The organism is Helicobacter sp. 23-1045 (genome assembly GCF_053654655.1).
On record NZ_JBSIUR010000004.1, the window covers coordinates 72,730 to 89,540 of the forward strand.

General features: G+C 41.4%; 16 protein-coding genes. 7 read left to right on the forward strand and 9 right to left on the reverse strand.

What is annotated here, in order from left to right:
- The 4 genes from ACWIUE_RS05360 to ACWIUE_RS05375 form a co-directional block, all read right to left on the reverse strand.
- Window positions 1-2,628, reverse strand: a complete 2,628-nt coding sequence (locus ACWIUE_RS05360) for an HD domain-containing phosphohydrolase (protein WP_454135540.1) — start codon at window positions 2,626-2,628, stop codon at window positions 1-3.
- 6 nt (window positions 2,629-2,634) lie between these two features.
- Window positions 2,635-3,819, reverse strand: coding sequence for an ATP-binding protein (locus tag ACWIUE_RS05365; RefSeq protein WP_454135542.1), 1,185 nt, complete (start codon window positions 3,817-3,819; stop codon window positions 2,635-2,637).
- Between the two features lie 65 nt (window positions 3,820-3,884).
- Entirely contained in the window at window positions 3,885-4,481 is a 597-nt protein-coding gene (locus ACWIUE_RS05370) for a hypothetical protein (RefSeq protein WP_454135544.1), read from the reverse strand.
- 280 nt (window positions 4,482-4,761) lie between these two features.
- Complete coding sequence (locus tag ACWIUE_RS05375; protein WP_454135546.1) at window positions 4,762-5,427, reverse strand: response regulator transcription factor; 666 nt, start codon at window positions 5,425-5,427, stop codon at window positions 4,762-4,764.
- 90 nt (window positions 5,428-5,517) lie between these two features.
- Here ACWIUE_RS05375 and ACWIUE_RS05380 point away from each other — a divergent pair, with 90 nt between their 5' ends.
- From ACWIUE_RS05380 to ACWIUE_RS05395, 4 genes are all read left to right on the forward strand, one after another.
- Window positions 5,518-5,736 carry a hypothetical protein gene (locus tag ACWIUE_RS05380; protein ID WP_454135548.1) on the forward strand — a complete coding sequence of 73 codons (219 nt, stop codon included), beginning with the start codon at window positions 5,518-5,520 and terminating at the stop codon, window positions 5,734-5,736.
- A 3-nt stretch (window positions 5,737-5,739) separates the two neighbouring features.
- On the forward strand, window positions 5,740-5,967 hold the full coding sequence (locus tag ACWIUE_RS05385; protein ID WP_454135549.1) for a hypothetical protein: 228 nt from the start codon (window positions 5,740-5,742) through the stop codon (window positions 5,965-5,967).
- A gap of 116 nt (window positions 5,968-6,083) precedes the next feature.
- Window positions 6,084-8,024, forward strand: a complete 1,941-nt coding sequence (locus tag ACWIUE_RS05390; protein WP_454135551.1) for a heavy metal translocating P-type ATPase — start codon at window positions 6,084-6,086, stop codon at window positions 8,022-8,024.
- Between the two features lie 10 nt (window positions 8,025-8,034).
- Window positions 8,035-8,196 (forward strand): hypothetical protein, encoded by a 162-nt coding sequence (locus ACWIUE_RS05395; RefSeq protein WP_454135553.1) that lies wholly within the window; start codon window positions 8,035-8,037, stop codon window positions 8,194-8,196.
- Between the two features lie 180 nt (window positions 8,197-8,376).
- Here the strand turns inward: ACWIUE_RS05395 and ACWIUE_RS05400 are convergent, their stop codons facing one another.
- The 4 genes from ACWIUE_RS05400 to ACWIUE_RS05415 all read right to left on the reverse strand — a co-directional run bounded on the left by ACWIUE_RS05400 (window position 8,377) and on the right by ACWIUE_RS05415 (window position 11,864).
- Window positions 8,377-9,051: an alpha-1,2-fucosyltransferase gene (locus ACWIUE_RS05400; protein ID WP_454135555.1), complete on the reverse strand. Its 675-nt coding sequence runs from the start codon at window positions 9,049-9,051 to the stop codon at window positions 8,377-8,379.
- Window positions 9,052-9,200: 149 nt separating this feature from the next.
- A complete protein-coding gene (locus ACWIUE_RS05405; protein ID WP_454135557.1) occupies window positions 9,201-9,890 on the reverse strand; it encodes a hypothetical protein in 690 nt (229 codons plus the stop codon).
- Entirely contained in the window at window positions 9,826-10,419 is a 594-nt protein-coding gene (locus tag ACWIUE_RS05410) for an ankyrin repeat domain-containing protein (protein WP_454135559.1), read from the reverse strand. Before ACWIUE_RS05410 ends, ACWIUE_RS05405 begins: the two co-directional genes overlap by 65 nt.
- A complete protein-coding gene (locus tag ACWIUE_RS05415; RefSeq protein WP_454135560.1) occupies window positions 10,416-11,864 on the reverse strand; it encodes a catalase in 1,449 nt (482 codons plus the stop codon). Before ACWIUE_RS05415 ends, ACWIUE_RS05410 begins: the two co-directional genes overlap by 4 nt.
- Window positions 11,865-12,027: 163 nt before the next feature.
- Here ACWIUE_RS05415 and ACWIUE_RS05420 point away from each other — a divergent pair, with 163 nt between their 5' ends.
- Window positions 12,028-12,894 (forward strand): ElyC/SanA/YdcF family protein, encoded by an 867-nt coding sequence (locus tag ACWIUE_RS05420; protein WP_454135562.1) that lies wholly within the window; start codon window positions 12,028-12,030, stop codon window positions 12,892-12,894.
- A 155-nt stretch (window positions 12,895-13,049) separates the two neighbouring features.
- Here the strand turns inward: ACWIUE_RS05420 and ACWIUE_RS05425 are convergent, their stop codons facing one another.
- Window positions 13,050-13,295, reverse strand: a complete 246-nt coding sequence (locus ACWIUE_RS05425; protein WP_454135564.1) for an RNA recognition motif domain-containing protein — start codon at window positions 13,293-13,295, stop codon at window positions 13,050-13,052.
- Between the two features lie 134 nt (window positions 13,296-13,429).
- Here ACWIUE_RS05425 and ACWIUE_RS05430 point away from each other — a divergent pair, with 134 nt between their 5' ends.
- Together ACWIUE_RS05430 and hypB are read left to right on the forward strand one after the other, a co-directional pair.
- A complete protein-coding gene (locus ACWIUE_RS05430; protein ID WP_454135566.1) occupies window positions 13,430-16,144 on the forward strand; it encodes a carbamoyltransferase HypF in 2,715 nt (904 codons plus the stop codon).
- 9 nt (window positions 16,145-16,153) lie between these two features.
- Window positions 16,154-16,810 (forward strand): hydrogenase nickel incorporation protein HypB, encoded by a 657-nt coding sequence (hypB, locus tag ACWIUE_RS05435; protein WP_454135568.1) that lies wholly within the window; start codon window positions 16,154-16,156, stop codon window positions 16,808-16,810.
- The last annotated feature ends 1 nt before the right edge of the window (window position 16,811 follow it).

The window sequence follows — 16,811 nt, forward strand, 5'->3', positions numbered from 1 at the left end:
CTAATGTCCCCCGCCCTCTAACTCGCAAAATGTATCCGCATACCTCTCTTTGATTTTTAAAAACTCATCGATATTTTCGAGCAACAAATCCACGATTTTCGCATCAAACTGCACGCCCTTATTTTTCACAAAATGCTCGACTACTTCGTTAATAGGCCACGCTTTTTTGTAGCATCTATCGTGGCTTAATGCGTCAAAGACATCTGCCACAGCTACGATTCGCCCACAAATTGGGATATTTTCGCCCTCTAATTTATTTGGGTAGCCATTTCCATTCCACCATTCGTGGTGTGTAAGCGCGATTTCAGCTGCCGTTCTTAAAATCGAGCGATTTGAAAAGCAAAGCATATCATAGCCCTTTTGTGCGTGGGTTTTCATCTCTACGAATTCTTCATCTGTGAGTTTGCCCGGCTTATGCAAGATATGGTCTGGGATTGCTAGCTTGCCTATGTCGTGCATAGGGGAGGCGATTTTGTAAAGCTCGGCGGTTTTTTTATCCAATCCATAGAGATTTGAAAGCAAATAGGTGAATTCCGCCACGCGCTTGATATGATTGCCCGTCTCGCGCGAACGCCCTTCGCTTATCGTCCCCATCGCATAAAGGACTTCTTTTTGGACATCTTCTAGCTCTTTTTGCATTTGGAAAAGCTCTGTGACATTATGCAAAATGCCATAGGCTTCATCATAAGTGCTACTTTTATGCGACTTTATCCCCATCAAATACACTTGGACAAAAATCGTTTTATTATTGCTATCCACGCAGTCCATATATAATTTTTCATAGCCTTTTTCTTGCAGAGTTTTGCGGATTTTGCCGATGATGGCTGACATATCTTTATTTGGTTTTAAAATCAGCGATACGTGCTTATTTATCATACTTTGCCTATCATAGCCAAACATCTCTTCGCAACTTTTATTCACCTCGATAAATCGCTCATTTTTTATTCGCACCATTGCTGTGCTTCTATCTAAAAGCGAGTTGTAGTTATCGATGATTATGTCTTTTTCTAGTGAAGTTTCCGTTAGCACCGATACGCTTCGCTCTAAATTTTGCTTATTTACCTCAAAGTTCGTCACATCATCCATCGAGCAGACAAATAGCATAATTTCATTTTGCTTGTTAAAGATGGGTTTTATGATGGTTTTTGTGTAAAAGTCGCTATTATCGCTTGCCTTGCTTTTTATAATGCCTGAAAAGATTTGCTTTTCTTTTATCGCATTCCAAATATCGCTAATATTATTCGCAGAATCTGCTGCAATAATACTGCCAAACTTCCGCCCGACAATCTCGCTTTTTGCGTATTTTGCGATATTTAAGAATAAATTATTCGCATCGATAATATTTCCATTTTTATCAAAATATATCACAATTAGCGACTTTTCTAGCAAATCTTTATATTGTTTAAAAATACTCATAATCTCCAAATAATCGCTATTTGAGACGCTACTAAGATTTCGCAATCCATAAATTATCGTATCGGCGGTATTTGGCTGTGCGTCTAACTCGTGGATTGTGTTTGACTTTGGCTCGTTTGTGCCCTCGCTTAGGGCGATGAAGGTGTTTGTATTATTTAGCAAGTAATTTTTATTGCCTTTGTGATAAAACTCCCCAAAGGTGAAAAATCCCGCCATCGGCGCGATATTATTAAACATTTTGACATTGTAATCCAAAATCGTATCTTTGAAATACAAATACCGCCCCACGCACGAATACACATAAAACGCATCGATATTTTGCGATGAGAGCGAGATTAGCTGCTTACTCATCTCAGTCATAATATCCAAACTACTTGCCACGCCAAATTTGACTTTTGTGCCTTTTTTTATATCGCCACCATAAATTAGTCCGCCTTCCTTTGTTTTCCCAAACACAGTTCGCCCCACGAGCAAATCGCCATCAAAAAATGTCAGCGGGAATTGATATCCATTCTCAGGCAAAGTATCGCTTATATATTTCCCCAAATAGCGTTTGTAAATATCCATTATGGGTTGATTGTTAATTTTATAAACTACGCCATTTTCTGCGTGAGTTACCACCATATCAAGTCCTATGCGATTGTATTCAAAAATATAATCTCTATAAATTTGAAGCACTTCACTATCCAAAATCGCCACGCTAACTGCGATATTTTCAATGCCTTTATCACTCCCTACAAAGCACTTGCCAAAGTGCAAATCATCGCTTACATTTCCCCCGGCAATCACAACTTGCGGGATTTGCTTTGTGAGCGATTCTAAAAGAATGGCGGAGTTTATTTGCAGTCCATTGCAAAATATAATTACCATTTTGGTTTGCTTTGTGGTGCTTATTGCGATTTTATCAGCGATATTTGTGGGGTTTTCATTGCCAAAACTCAAAGTTTTGATATTTGTTTTTTGAAAGATGGAAATAGAGATTGAAATAGAGTTGCTCTTATACTCTCCATCGCTCATCTCTGCAAAGGATGATGCTAATAAAACCTTCGCCTGTGGGAGATTCTGCGATATAAATGATAACAAAGGCAGTGCCTTTTTTCGCAACGATGCCCCGCAAAAGATTTGAATAAAAATATTTTTTTCGCTTTTAATCGCGCTTAATCTCTCCGCCAAACTCTCGTCATTTTCGTAAAAAAAGTTTATAACTCTCATTTATTTTCACCATTTGATATAAAAATTATGCTTTCCGCAATCGTAATGATAATTTATACTCATCTTATGCAGCAAAACGATTTCTTTCACAAGCGACAATCCCAAGCCATAGCCTTGTTTCGTGATATCGCCACGATAAAACGGCTCAAAATAGTATGAAATATCATTTCGCAGAATCTGTCCTTTATTTGTAAATAAAATGCCATTTTCATTTAGCTCCACGCTAACTTCGCCATTTTCGCCGTATTTTATCGCATTTTCGATTAGATTTTTGATTGCGATGGAAAATAAATGCAAATCGCCCTTAATTTTCACACTTTTAATCACATTTAGGCAAATCAGCCTATCATCCAAATCCTTCAACGCCTCAAACACCGCGCTTTCGCTCTCGAAATAATCGTTTCGCAATTTAAAGTTTTCGCTTTGAATGCGCTCAAATTCTAGCATACTTTGGCTAATGCGATTTAGCGAATTTATGTATTTTTGCAAATCTTTTTTTAGCTCATCGCCACTTTTTAGCTCTAATGCAAGTTTGATTTTGGCAAGCGGAGTGCGTAGCTCGTGGGCGATATTGCGAGTTATCAACTCTCTTGCCTTTATCATTTTTGTGATTTTTTCATTCATCTCATTAAATGCCCTAAAAAGCGCACCAATTTCATCATTTGAATTTGGGTGCAACTTTTTAGCAAAAACCCCGCTTTTTAGCTCGTCAATGGAATTTTTCAGCACTTGAAGCGGACGCAGAATCTGACAAAACAAAAAGAATAAAATTAGCGCAATTAGCGCGGATTGAAAAAGCAACATAAATCTTTTATACCTATCCCACGCGCCTAAATCCTTATCCCTCGCTAAGTAAAGCGCATCATCCATAAAATTCACGCTAAATCCAATCATTTTGCCAAATTCATAAATTTTAAACTCCAAAATGCCATTAGATTCTGCGAATAAAATCTTTGCGTCCTTTGGGGCGCTTTGCAGTTTTTTATAACCAAAATTTTCCCTAAATTTTTCCACCACGCTCAAATTGCCATTTAAATAATACGGAATGATACTTTGGGCAAAAACCACGATTTCATTTTGCAGTCGTTTGCTCTCACTCTCGTAAATCAGCGCACTTGTGCGATACGCAAAGGCAAGAGACGCCACAAATAAAATCACCGCCAAAAGTAAAAATTTATGTTTTAACTGCAAATAAATCCTTTTTTTGTTTTTTGCTTTGAATTTGCTGAGATTTATTTTACTAAATTTTGCTTTGATTAAAATTGATTAAAATTTGGGATTGTGAGATTGCGCGAGAAAATGCGAGATTCGTGCGAGATTCTGCGAAATTTGTTAGATTCTGCGATTTTCGTGCAAGATTCTGCGTTTTTCGTGCGAATCGCAGAATCTGTGATATTTGCGTAAATCGCAGAATCTGTGATATTTCCGTCATTGCGAGATTTTGCGTAGCAAAATCGTGGCAATCCATAGGATTTGTGAGCGAAGTGAAGCAACCATCCAAAAAAAATTGTCATACTGAACCAAGCGAAGTATCTCTTTTTAGATTCTGCGATTTTTGTGCAAGATTCTGTGTTTTTCGTGCGAATCGCAGAATCTAGTGCGCTGTTTCCGTCATTGCGAGATTCTGCGAATGCAGAATCGTGGCAATCCACAAAATTGTCATTCTGAGCCGTAGGCGAAGAATCTCTTGTCAGATTCGCAGAATCTGCGATAGTTTCGCCGTTTTTTGGATTAGATTCGCTAGTTTTTTTTCGCAAAAAGGGCTGCACCCCCCGCCCCGCTCCCCCTACGCGCCAAAAAGCAGCCGCTTTTTCGCTTTTAGGGGGAGAGCCTCGCTTTTCCGCTTCTAGCAAAAAATCGGCACTCGCACTACTGCTCGTTTGCTCCCGATTTTTTGCACCACGAAGCGGGCGAGATTCGGTGCTGTCGCACGATTGATTTTCATTAGATTCTGCGATTCGCAGAATCTACAACGGAAGGAATCGCAGTAGTGCTTTCGTAGTTTTTGCTAATTTTTGGGAGCGAAGCTAGACTTTGGGGTCTGTGAGCCTCCCAAAAATTAGCAAATCTGCGGAATGATTACCCGAGAACGAATTGCACGACTCCAAAGACAAATTGCCCCCACACCAAAATCTACACACAAAACTTATACCCAATCCCCCACACGGATTGTATAAACCTCGCATCCTTCGCGTTATCATTGATTTTACTGCGAATATTGCGAATATGCGTATCAATGCTCCGCAGCGTCGAATCCTCGCCCATCGATGAAATGCTATTTGCGATTTGCTCCCTGCTCATCGGCTTTTGGCGATTTTCAATTAGGAAAAATAAAATTTCAAACTCCGTAGGCGTCAAATCCACATTCATCCCATCGACAATCACCGCGCGAGATTCTGCGTTTATCTCGATACTGCCGACTTTAATGCTCTTTGGTTTTAGTCGCCGAAGCAGGGCATTTATCCGCGCCAAAAGCTCCACAGGCTCATAGGGCTTCGCCAAATAGTCATCCGCACCTAAATCAAATCCCTCGACTTTGTTGTAAATATCGCCCCGCGCGGATGAAATGATGATAGGCACTTGCGTTAATTTACGAATGCGCTTGCATAATTTTAGTCCGTCCATTTCAGGCAAAGTCAAATCCAAAATGATTAAATCAATATTTGTGCGCCCCTCCAAAATCTCTAACGCCTTTGAAGGCAGGTGCGTGGGGATAACCTCGTATTTGCTCTGCGTCAAATACGCCACAATCAATCCCTGCATTTCCAAATCATCCTCAATTAGCAAAATTTTGCTCATAATTTATCCTTTTTTGTAAAAATAATTTCTTTGCGAAAAGGGGAATTATAGCATTAAAAGTTATTAAGATTCTGCGAATTTTTTGGCAATTTGTTCTTGGGTAATCATTCCGCAGATTTGCTAAATTTCGGGCGTTCGCAGACCGCTAGTCTAGTCTCACGCCCAAAATTTAGCAAAAACTACGAAAGCACTACCGCAATTACTTCGATTGTGCTTCGCAAGGCAAATCAAAGTGCAAAAAATCCGTCATTGCGAGATTCTGCGTTTTTTACAGAATCTAATTTCCCCCTCCCTTGCGGAGGGGGTTAGGGGGTGGGTTTTTTCGCATTAGATTCTGCGAATTTTTTTGGGCGAGATTCTGCGATTTTTTGCATTTTTTCCGTCATTGCGAGATTTGACGAAGTCAAATCGTGGCAATCCATTTTATTTTTTGTGGATTGCTTCGTTGCACTCGCTTCGCTTCGTGCGCCTCGCAATGACGAAGTGAGGACAGATTCTGCGAATTTTCGCATTAGATTCTGCGATTTTCGCAGAATCTAGCGAGATTTTAAGTATAATTTCTATAAAATCCGCCCCTTAAATTTGCGCCAAAACGCCAAATTACGCCAAAAACGCAATTTGCGCCAAAACGCAGAATCTTAAAATAAAGAGTTTCTATGCTAAAACCAAAACCTTGCTCTTGCTGTGATTTTCGCGTGGAGTGCGAAGATTCTGCGAATTTCAGCACAAAAAGAGAATTAGCGTTTCTTTTGACTTTGATTGCGATATTTTTGGGCGCGGTGGCAACATTGCACTTTACGCAGATAGAAGCCCTAAAATACGGCGCAATCATCATTCTTGTGGCAATCTATCTCATCTCAGGCAAAGAGATTTTCATAAACGCCTTTGCAAACTTCAAAAAAGGCGATTTTTTTGATGAAAACGCGCTAATGTTTATCGCCACAATCGCGGCATTTGCGATAGAAGCCTATGAAGAGGCGGTTGCGGTTATGCTATTTTTTCGCACGGGCGAATTTTTTCAAGAAATGGCACTAAATAACTCCAAAAAATCCATAAAATCACTGCTCCAAATCGCCCCAAATATCGCGCATTTGAAGCGCGAATCTAAAATCATCGACATTGCGCCAAAAGATTTGCAAAAGGACGACATTTTTATTGTGTATCCGGGCGAAAAAATCCCGCTTGATGGCATTGTGATAGATGGAGAAAGCACCATCGACACGAAGGCTCTCACAGGCGAACCTATCCCCGTTTTGGCAAAAAAGGATAGCAAAATTTTAGGCGGGACGCTAAATCTAAATGGCGTTTTAGAAGTCCGCGCGTTGAGGTTATATGTGGATTCGAGTGTCGCAAAAATCATTGATTTAGTCCAAAATGCCACGCAAAACAAAGCAAAGGCAGAGAGTTTCATCACAAAATTCGCAAGAACATACACGCCTATCGTGTTTTTCTTTGCGCTTTGCGTGGCTATTGTCCCGCCACTGCTTGGATTTGGCACATTTAATGATTGGATTTACCGCGCACTTGTGGTGCTAATGGTTAGCTGTCCGTGTGCGCTTGTGATTTCCGTGCCACTCGCATATTTTGGGGGAATCGGAGCGGCATCCAAAAATGCGATTTTAATCAAAGGCGCAAATTATTTAGAAGCATTAAGTGAAGTTAGCCATATCGCTTTTGACAAGACAGGGACGCTCACAAAGGGCGTCTTTAAGATTATAAAAATCGAAGCGCAAAATGGTTTTAGCGAAGATGAAGTGTTGCAATATGCCTTTTGTGCGGAAAATTTCTCAAATCACCCAATCGCCCTAGCGATAAAGGCAGAGTATGAAAAGCGCGTAAATAGCCACACTATTTCACATTCTTGCACTCACACAACACACGAAAACATAAGCGGTATGGGCATAAAGGCGACTTGCAATTATCAAAATATTTTGGCGGGAAATGATAAGATTTTACATAAATTCAATGTGGCGCACGATAACTGCGAGATTCAAGGCACGGTGGCGCATATTGCGGTAAATGACAAATATGCGGGTTATATAATGATAGCCGATGAGTTAAAGGACGATAGTGTCCGTGCGGTGCGTGAATTGCGCGATTTGGGCGTGGAGAAAATGGCAATGCTTACAGGCGACAATGAGTTTGCAACAAAAGAAATCAGCGCGAGTTTGGGGCTAGATGAAGTGCATTATAATCTCTTGCCCGAAGAAAAGGCGCGAATCTTTGGCGAATTTTCACGCGATACACACGATTCAAAGGGCAAAAGCGTATTTGTAGGCGATGGCATAAATGACGCCCCAAGTATCGCTTGTGCGGACATAGGCATAAGTATGGGAGGCGTGGGAAGCGATGTCAGCAAAGAGAGCGCGGATATTTTGATAGTCGATGATAGCCTATCAAAAATCGCCACCGCCATAAAAATCGCACGAAAAACAAAGCGCATAATCTGGCAAAATATCGGCTTTGCGTTAGGCGTGAAAGTGGTTTTTATTGTGCTAGGGCTTTTTGGCGTGGCAAACATTTGGGAAGCGGTGTTTGGCGATGTGGGAGTGGCGCTAATCGCGCTATCAAATGCAATGCGGATATTGAAAGTGTAGTGCGGGCAATTTGTATTTGGGTGCATCTTTCGCGGATTTGGCAAATTTCGGGCGTTCGCAGACCGCTAGTCTAGTCTCACGCCCAAAATTTGCCAAAAACCACAAAATCTCCACCGCAACTACTTCGATTGTTTTTAATGTGAATTGTGGAATTGAATGCGAATCTAAATAAAAACGATTCGTCATTGCGAGGCGAATCGCAAGATTCGCCGAAGCAATCCACAAACAGATTCTGCGAATGCAGAATCTAATAAAAAACACGAAAATCGCAGAATCTGCCGTGTTTTGTCGTCATTGCGAGATTCTGTAAATTTCTGCGATTTTTAATTTTTGCGTGTGAGATTCTGCGAATCTACAAAACTTCGCCTGTTATCGAGTCTAACATTACCGAACCTTTAAAATTTATAGCAATATCACCCTTTGAAAACTCGCGCCCATCGTTAAAATAGCGATTTGGCATAATCACGATTTTTTGCGGATTTTCCATCAAAAATCCCGCCCACCAGCTAAAAGTCGAATTCGCCGTAATCGCGTGCTTGCAGGCGCGCATTAGCTCCATTTCCTGCGCTGCGTTGCCCTCGCCATTATTTGCGACAAACTCAAACTCCACGCCCGCCTTTGTTTCATCGCTCAAAGTCGCCAAAAAGTGCGCTCTGCACCACAAAATATCATTGCTGAAAATAAAAATATGCGGATTTTTCACGCGCTTTTTCAAAAACGAAATCGCCCCCTCATAATACCGCCCCACGCACAAATTCGCGCAGTTTTCAATCGCCAAATAATCGCCCCGCCGAATGTGTAAAAACGCAGAATCTTGCGTGTTTAAAATGCGATTTTTTAGCGTTTGATTTGCCTTTGAAAGTGGCGATTTTAGCGTGAATTCCGCCAAAATCGCAGAATCTTTCAAATATTCCGTGCTAAACCAATATCCATCAAAATAGCTAAATGGCGCGATTTCTAGCGTATCAAGCGGGATTGAGATATACACTTCGCCTGTTAGCGTGCGCGCATAACGCTTTTGTGGCACATAATTTTTATCGACTAATTTGAAAAATAATTCCTTGTCAAAGTGCGTATCAAGTGGTTTTGTAATGTTAAAATGTAGAAGTTCTAAGTTGCGAATATTTGGGCGATTGGGGGATTTTTTGGATTTAGATTCTGCGATTTTTGCGGATTTTACGATAGATTCTGCGTTTTTAGATTTTTGTAAATCCCCCCCCCGTTTGCAAAATCTAGCGCAGAATCTAAATTCGCAGAATCTACCAAAACGCCCAAAGGCAAGCTATTTTTATACTCACTCGCATCAAAAATCACGCTATACCCCATTTTTTCTAACGCCCTCCCAAATGCATATAAATACATTTGATTGCCTAACCCGCCCACAATCCACACCACCACAAGGCGGGGATTTGGCAGGTAATTATGCGCGTAAAAGTAGAGTTTTTCAACGCTTTGATTTTGCCTAAAAATCTGCTGATAAAAATATTCATCATTTAGCAGTTTGTGAATAAAATCGCGCTTTTTGGTGTCTTTGATTTGGTTTAAGAAAATGCGTGAAGCGAGCCTCTTTGCGTATTTTTTAATCATTTTTATCCTTTCAAAAAGGGCATATTTTAGCAAAAAATGCGTTAGATTTTGCGGATTTTTGTTTTTGCGTGTGAGATTCTGCAAAATCGCAGAATCTAAAAATAGATTCTTCGCTCGTTTCACTCGCGCGAGAATGACAATTTGATTTGGATTGCCACGATTTGCCTTTGGCAAATCTCGCAATGACAGAGAGTAATGCAGATTCTGCGATTCACTAAATCCACAAAATCTTTGCCAAGATTTTTTTAAAAAGCGGGATTTTTTGCGTGCTATGCGCAAGTAGCAAGGATAAAATCTCTTTTCTGCGAAACATTATCGCCGTATTTATGGGACTTAATGCCCCGCCCTTGCCATTTGGACTTGCCCCCGCGCCTAAAAGTACCTTTGCCACTTCAAAATATCCCTTAAAGCAAACCCCAGCAAGTGGCGTGTGCCCTTTGTCATTTGCCTTATCGACACTCGCGCCAAAATCTAGCAAAAGGCGCACACACGAAAGCGCGTTGTGATAGCTTGCTAGCATTAGCAAAGTGTCGCCCTTGTGGTTTGCCAAATTTGGATTTAGCCCGTTTGTAAGCATAATTTCTAGCGATTTTGCGTCATTATTTCGCGCAAAATCAAAGGACATTTTCACAAATTCTTCTAATTTGGCGTATTCATCCGCGCTAAGATTCTGCGAAGTTTTCTGCGGATTCTGCGATTTTTGCGCTAGATTCTGCGAAGTCGCCACATTTAGCGTAGAATCTTGTGGGTTCTGCACTAGATTCTGCGTTTTTAAATTTGGCGTAGAATCTAAAATGATATTTTTCATTTCGCTAATAGCTCCGCGATTCGCGCTCCATAATTCTCATCTGCCTTTTTAAAGTGCGCTAACTGCGCTTTTATAATCCCTTCATTTATGCCTTTCATCGTGCCTGCGATAGTTTGGCAAAGTCGCTCTTTTTCATCGCTACTCATCAAGCGATACAAGTCCCCTGCCTGTGTGAAATAGTCATCATCATCTGCGCGATAGTCCCACTGCGCGAGTCTTGCGTCACTCTCAAAGCAAAGCGGGTCTAAAATCGGCTCTTTCAAATCCCAATTATCCTTGTATCCGTCCAAATTGCTTGGCTCATAATTGCGAGTTGCGCCGTATGCGCCATTTGTCATATATCCATCGCGAATCGTAGAATGCACGGGCGACTTTGGCGCATTTATCGGGAGCTGATTATGATTTGCGCCAAGTCGATATCGCTGCGTGTCGCCATAGGCAAAGAGTCGCCCTTGCAATAATCTATCGGGGCTAAATCCAATGCCCGGCACGATATTTGCGGGGTTGAACGCCGCTTGCTCCACTTCGGCGAAGTAATTTTGCGGATTTTTATTTAGCGTCATTATGCCTACTTCAATAAGCGGATAGTCCTTATGACTCCACACTTTTGTCACATCAAATGGGTGAAATTTATAATTTTTGGCGTCAGATTCCGGCATTACTTGGATTGAAAATCGCCACTGCGGATATTCGCCGCGCTCGATTGCTTCAAACAAATCCCTTTGGTGTGAATCCATATCTTTCGCGCGAAGTGCCTCCGCTTGCTCGTTTGTAAGATTTTTTATCCCTTGCATTGTGTGAAAGTGAAATTTCACCCAAAATCGCTCATTTTTGGCGTTTATGAGACTAAAAGTGTGACTGCCATAGCCATTCATATTGCGATAACTAGCAGGAATCCCCCTATCGCCCATAAGATAAGTCACCATATGAAGCGATTCAGGTGTCAGCGACCAAAAGTCCCACCACCGCTCGGAGTTTTGGATATGCGTTTTAGAATCGCGCTTTTGGCTGTGGATAAAGTCAGGGAATTTATACGGGTCGCGGATAAAGAAAATAGGCGTATTATTGCCCACCAAATCCCAATTACCCTGCGTTGTGTAGAACTTTATCGCAAATCCGCGCGGGTCTCGCACCGCATCTGCCGAACCGCTCTCAGGCGCAACCGTTGAAAAGCGAATAAATAACGGCGTTTTCGTGCCTTTTTTGAAAACCTCCGCTTTGGAATACTCGCTAATGTCATTTGTGATTTCTAGCACGCCGTGCGCCCCGCTACCACGCGCGTGCACCACTCGCTCAGGGATTCGCTCTCTATCAAATGCCGCGAGTTTCTCTAAAAACCACGCATCTTGCAAGAGAAGCGGACCCCTTGCGCCCACGCTCATCACATTTTGATTATCGCCCACAGGGCGTCCGCTTGAAGTTGTTAGATTGTTAAAATCTGCCATTTTTTCTCCTTTGAATGTAAAATTTGAAGTGATATTGTAGATAAAAATTATCATTTAGAATAGTTAAATGATAAAAATTATCGTTTAATACAAAAAAACATTACGAAAATACTCATTTAGATTCTGCTAAAATGCGAATTTTTAAAATTATCGAGGTGTGCGAATGAAATTTGTAAAAACGATTTTTAGGCATTGTGCGATTTTTATCGCAACTCTTGCGTGTGTGGGGATTTTGGCGTTTGTTTTTAGGGACTTTTTGGCGCAAAAATATGCAGATTTCTTTTATTTTGAGAAAATGCCAAGCGATTTTAGGAAGGATGATTTTATGCGCTTTTCGCACAATTTAGCGCAAAATTTCACCAAAATCGCAGAATCTAAAAATCCAAAATTCGCAGAATCTCGCCAAAAAAATCCCACAGATTCTGCGAATCGCACCAAAATCGCAGAATCTATCGCAAGATTCGCCCCAAAATCCGCAGAATCCACCGCAGATTCTGCGCCAAAACGCGCCATTTTGCTTTTGGGCGGCGCCGTTCAATCTCGCCTTTTTTACGCAGTCGCACTTTATATTTATGGCGTTAGCGATATGATTTTCATCACAAATCCCGCGAGTTATATTGAGTATGACTTTGGTGGTGCGATACAAAGCGAGGTGGCGCAGATGAAGGGTGCGCTAGATTTTGCAAAGGTAAATTACAAAATTATTCCACCGCTAAATCCGCTTGGCGCGCAAAGCACGAGAGATGAGGCACTTGATATCGCTAACTTTTTGTCACAAAATGCGCTTGATGAGCTCATCATCATCACAAGCGAATTTCACTCAAAACGCGCGCACGCAACTTTTAGCAAGATTTTCGCAGAATCTAGCGTGGAGACGAAACTATACATTTTCCCCGCGCCAAATCGCATTTTTAACCGCCAAAATTGGCATAGAAGCGAACTAGGGATTATGAACTACGCACTAGAAGCACCAAAACTGCTATTATTTTATGCAAATGATAGCGAGATGGCGGGAGTAAAGGCGCATTAGATTCTGCGCTAGATTTTAAATAAAATCGCAGAATCTCGCCAAAAAAAATCAAGAAATTCGCAGAATCTACCGCAGATTCTGTAAATCACGAAATCCGCAGAATCTCGCAAAAAAAATCACAGATTCTGCACTAGATTCTGCGATTAAAAAAAGTCTTAATCTCTCCCGCGTGCTTCATTTACACGAAGTTTGCGCCCTAAAAAGTCCTTTTCATTTAGCGCGCTAATCGCCTTTGTCGCGCCCTCATCATCCATCTCAACAAAGCAAAACCCCTTTGGACGCTTAGTTTCCCTATCTAAAATAATCCTTACCGCACTCACTTCACCAAACTCCGCAAACAACTCTTCAATCTGCTCTTTTGTCGCGCTGTAAGGCATATTTCCAACATAAATACTTTTCACAAAAACTCTCCAAAATTTAAATTTTTAGGATAAAATCCTAATTCCTTTTTAAAAAAGGGATTGCATTTTAGGCAAAATAAACTTAAAGCAATCTTTATTTTGCCCTATTTTTTGGGATTTTTAGGTAAAAAATAATGAAAAAAATATCAGATTCTGCGATTTTTAGCAAAAAAATTTTTATAAGTGGTCTCGTGCAGGGCGTTGGATTCCGCCCTTTTGTGTATAATTTGGCGCGAAAATTTCGCCTAAAAGGCTTCGTAAAAAATACAAATGCTAATATAAGTATTTTGATACAAGCAAAAGATTCGCAAAAAATGGTGGATTTTGTGGCAAAATTAAGGGCGAATCCCCCGCAAAATGCGATAATTTCTCGCATAAAAATATCAACGATTCGCACCAAAAAAATTTTTAGCGATTTTCAAATAATAGGGAGCGACAAAACTAACGAATCGTATTTTTATTCGGCGATTCCGCGCGATTTGGCGATTTGTAAATCTTGTCAAAAAGAGCTACAAAACCCGCAAAATAGGCGTTTTGGCTACGCTTTTATAAACTGCATAAATTGCGGTCCAAGATGGACAATCATTCAAAATCTGCCCTACGACAGGGAGCGAACGGCGATGAGCGGCTTTAAAATGTGCGAATCTTGTGAGCGTGAATATGGCGACATAAAAAATCGGCGATTTCACGCACAGCCCAATAGTTGCGCAGATTGCGGGATAAAACTTGCGGTTTTTGATAAAAATGGCGTTGAGGTTTTGTGCGAATCTAGTGGCGATTTAGGCGCGAATCAGTGCGAATCTAGCAAAAAAATCATAGATTCACGCGAATCAAACGCAGATTTTGCGAATCAACGCGCGATTTTTGCCTTTGTGTGCGAAAAAATCAAACAAAACAAAATTATTTGCCTTAAAGGAATCGGCGGATTTAACCTAATTTGCGCGGTTAAAACAAAAGCGATTGCAGAGTTGAGAGCGCAAAAATCCCGTCCGCGTAAGCCTTTTGCGATAATGTTTGGCGATATAAAAAGCGCGAAAAAATATTTTCACATTTCAGCGCACGAGGAAACCGCGCTTTTATCGCCATCTGCGCCCATTGTTTTGCTAAATCGCCCCAAAGTCGCTTTGCCACAAAATTTGAGCTTTCATCTAAACACTTATGGCGTTATAATCGCCTATTCTGCGCTTCATAAGCTACTTTTCAAAGGCTATAAAAAACCGCTGATTTTTACTTCGGCAAATTTGAGTGGCGAGCCTATCATCACGCAAAAAGCCACAGCACAGGCAAAAATCGCGCATATTTATGATTATTTGGTGGATTACAATCGCGCGATTATAAATCCTATCGATGATAGTTTGAAGCGAATCTTGCGCAATGGCAAGGCGATGAATCTTCGCGCAGGACGGGGCGATTACCCGCTTTTAAGGCGCACAAAATTTAAAAGCGATGAAGTGATTTTGGCACTCGGGGCGCATCAAAAAAGCCAAATTGCGATATTTTTTAGCGGATATATGCTAATTTCACGCTATATAGGGGATTTGGATAATGTGGATAGCATAAATGCCCTAAAATACGAAATAAATTTTTTATTAGAGCTGTATAATCTCGCCCCTAGCGTGATTTTATGCGATTGTCATAGTGGCTATGAGAGTAGCAAAATCGCGGCGGATTTGGCGCGAAAATTTGGTGCAAAAATCGCACGAATCTACCACCACCGCGCACATTTTTATAGCTCTTTGTTTGATAATAATTTGGCGCACAAAAATGATGAAAATATTTTGGGCGTGGTGTTTGACGGCACGGGATTAGGCGAAGATGGCACAATTTGGGGCGGCGAGTTTTTTATTTTGGGCAATTCGCTCTCGGGTAATCATTCCGCAGATTTGGTGAATCGCCTTAAAGCGCACAGGACGCAAAGTCCGCTATCCTTGTGTCGATTCACCAAAAACTACGAAAGCACTACTGCGATTCCTTCCGTTGTAGATTCTGCGAATGCAGAATCTAATAAAAAAAACACGAAAATTGCAGAACCTCAAAATCTCCCCCTCCCTTGCGGAGGGGGATTAAGGGGGTGGGTTGATTCGCAAAAAAATAGTGGCGCGAAATTTTCAAATAGCGACTTTACCCACCCCCTAGCCCACTCCGCAAGGGAGGGGGAACAAAGTGCAAATCTCTCCGCAGTAAAAATTCAAAGCGCAAAACTTCGCCATATCGCCCATTTTAGCCATTTCGCGCTTTTAGGGGGCGAATCTGCTATAAAAGACATTCGTAAAATCGCGCTTGGCATTCTTTTTAGCGTGTATGGCAGGGCGATTCCGCTTGAATTGCGCTTTGAAAATGTCGCACTTTTTTACCAAATGTTTCAAAAAAATCTAAATACACTTCAAACCAGCTCCGTTGGGCGAATCTTTGACTTTGTGGCGTTTATGTGCGGGTTAGATTCGCAGAGTTTTGAGGGTGAGAGTGGCGGATTTATTGAAGCGCATTATAACCCCAAAATTCGCGCACATTACGGCGTTGAGATTTGCAATGGTGAGATTCGCATTGATAAAATCATTCGCGGAATCGTCCGTGATTACGGCAATCCCACGCTTATCGCTACAAAATTTATCAATACTTTGGCGCAGATTATCGCCCAAATCGCGCTAGATTCGCGCCAAAATGCGCCGAATCTAAAAGTGATTTTTAGCGGTGGCGTGTTTGCAAATAAGATTCTTTGTGATAAAATTTCGGCTTTATTAAAAGCGCGTTTTGTTCGCCACTATTTTAGCTACGAAATCCCCACAAATGACGGCGGAATCGCAGTTGGACAAATCGTGGCGTATTTGCGCGGAGACTATGAAATATAAAGGCGACAAATGCAAAAAATCGAAGTAGCACAAAAAATTTTAAGCAAAAATGACTTAAAAGCGCGTGAATTGCGCGAATCTTTTGCAAAGGACAATCTTTTTGTGATAAATATTATGAGCGCACCGGGCAGTGGCAAAACCACGCTTTTGGAGGCATTTAGCGAGAATTCGGCATTTAGATTTGCCGTAATTGAGGGCGATTTGGAGACAAATAGAGACGCCGAGCGTTTGCAAAAGCGCGGGATTCACGCCTACCAAATCACCACAGGCGAGGCTTGTCATTTGGAAGCGAGTATGGTAGAAAAAGCGTATTTGAGCCTAAAAAGCGCGGGTGCGATGGAAAATATCGACTATCTTATCATCGAAAATGTCGGCAATTTAGTATGCCCTGCGAGTTATGACTTGGGCGAGGCTCTAAAAATCGTGCTTTTATCCACGCCAGAGGGCGATGACAAGGTGCTAAAATATCCTAGTATGTTTTTGTGCGCGGATATTGTGGTGGTTAGCAAAAGCGATATTGGCGATATTTTTGGCTTTAAAATCGCGCAGGTGCAAAGCGATTTGGCAAAGCTAAATCCCAAAGCCACGCTTTTTACGCTAAATAGCAAGGACAAAGATAGCGTATCCGCGCTATTAGCGCATATCAAATCAATAAGGGAGGCGTGAA

Coding starts and splice junctions, on each gene's coding strand:
- ACWIUE_RS05360 (WP_454135540.1), bottom strand. CDS start 2,628: ATGAGAGTTATAAACTTTTTTTACGAAAATGACGAGAGTTTGGCGGAG.
- ACWIUE_RS05375 (WP_454135546.1), bottom strand. CDS start 5,427: ATGAGCAAAATTTTGCTAATTGAGGATGATTTGGAAATGCAGGGATTG.
- ACWIUE_RS05415 (WP_454135560.1), bottom strand. CDS start 11,864: ATGGCAGATTTTAACAATCTAACAACTTCAAGCGGACGCCCTGTGGGC.
- ACWIUE_RS05410 (WP_454135559.1), bottom strand. CDS start 10,419: ATGAAAAATATCATTTTAGATTCTACGCCAAATTTAAAAACGCAGAAT.
- ACWIUE_RS05390 (WP_454135551.1), top strand. CDS start 6,084: ATGCTAAAACCAAAACCTTGCTCTTGCTGTGATTTTCGCGTGGAGTGC.
- hypB (WP_454135568.1), top strand. CDS start 16,154: ATGCAAAAAATCGAAGTAGCACAAAAAATTTTAAGCAAAAATGACTTA.
- ACWIUE_RS05430 (WP_454135566.1), top strand. CDS start 13,430: ATGAAAAAAATATCAGATTCTGCGATTTTTAGCAAAAAAATTTTTATA.
- ACWIUE_RS05420 (WP_454135562.1), top strand. CDS start 12,028: ATGAAATTTGTAAAAACGATTTTTAGGCATTGTGCGATTTTTATCGCA.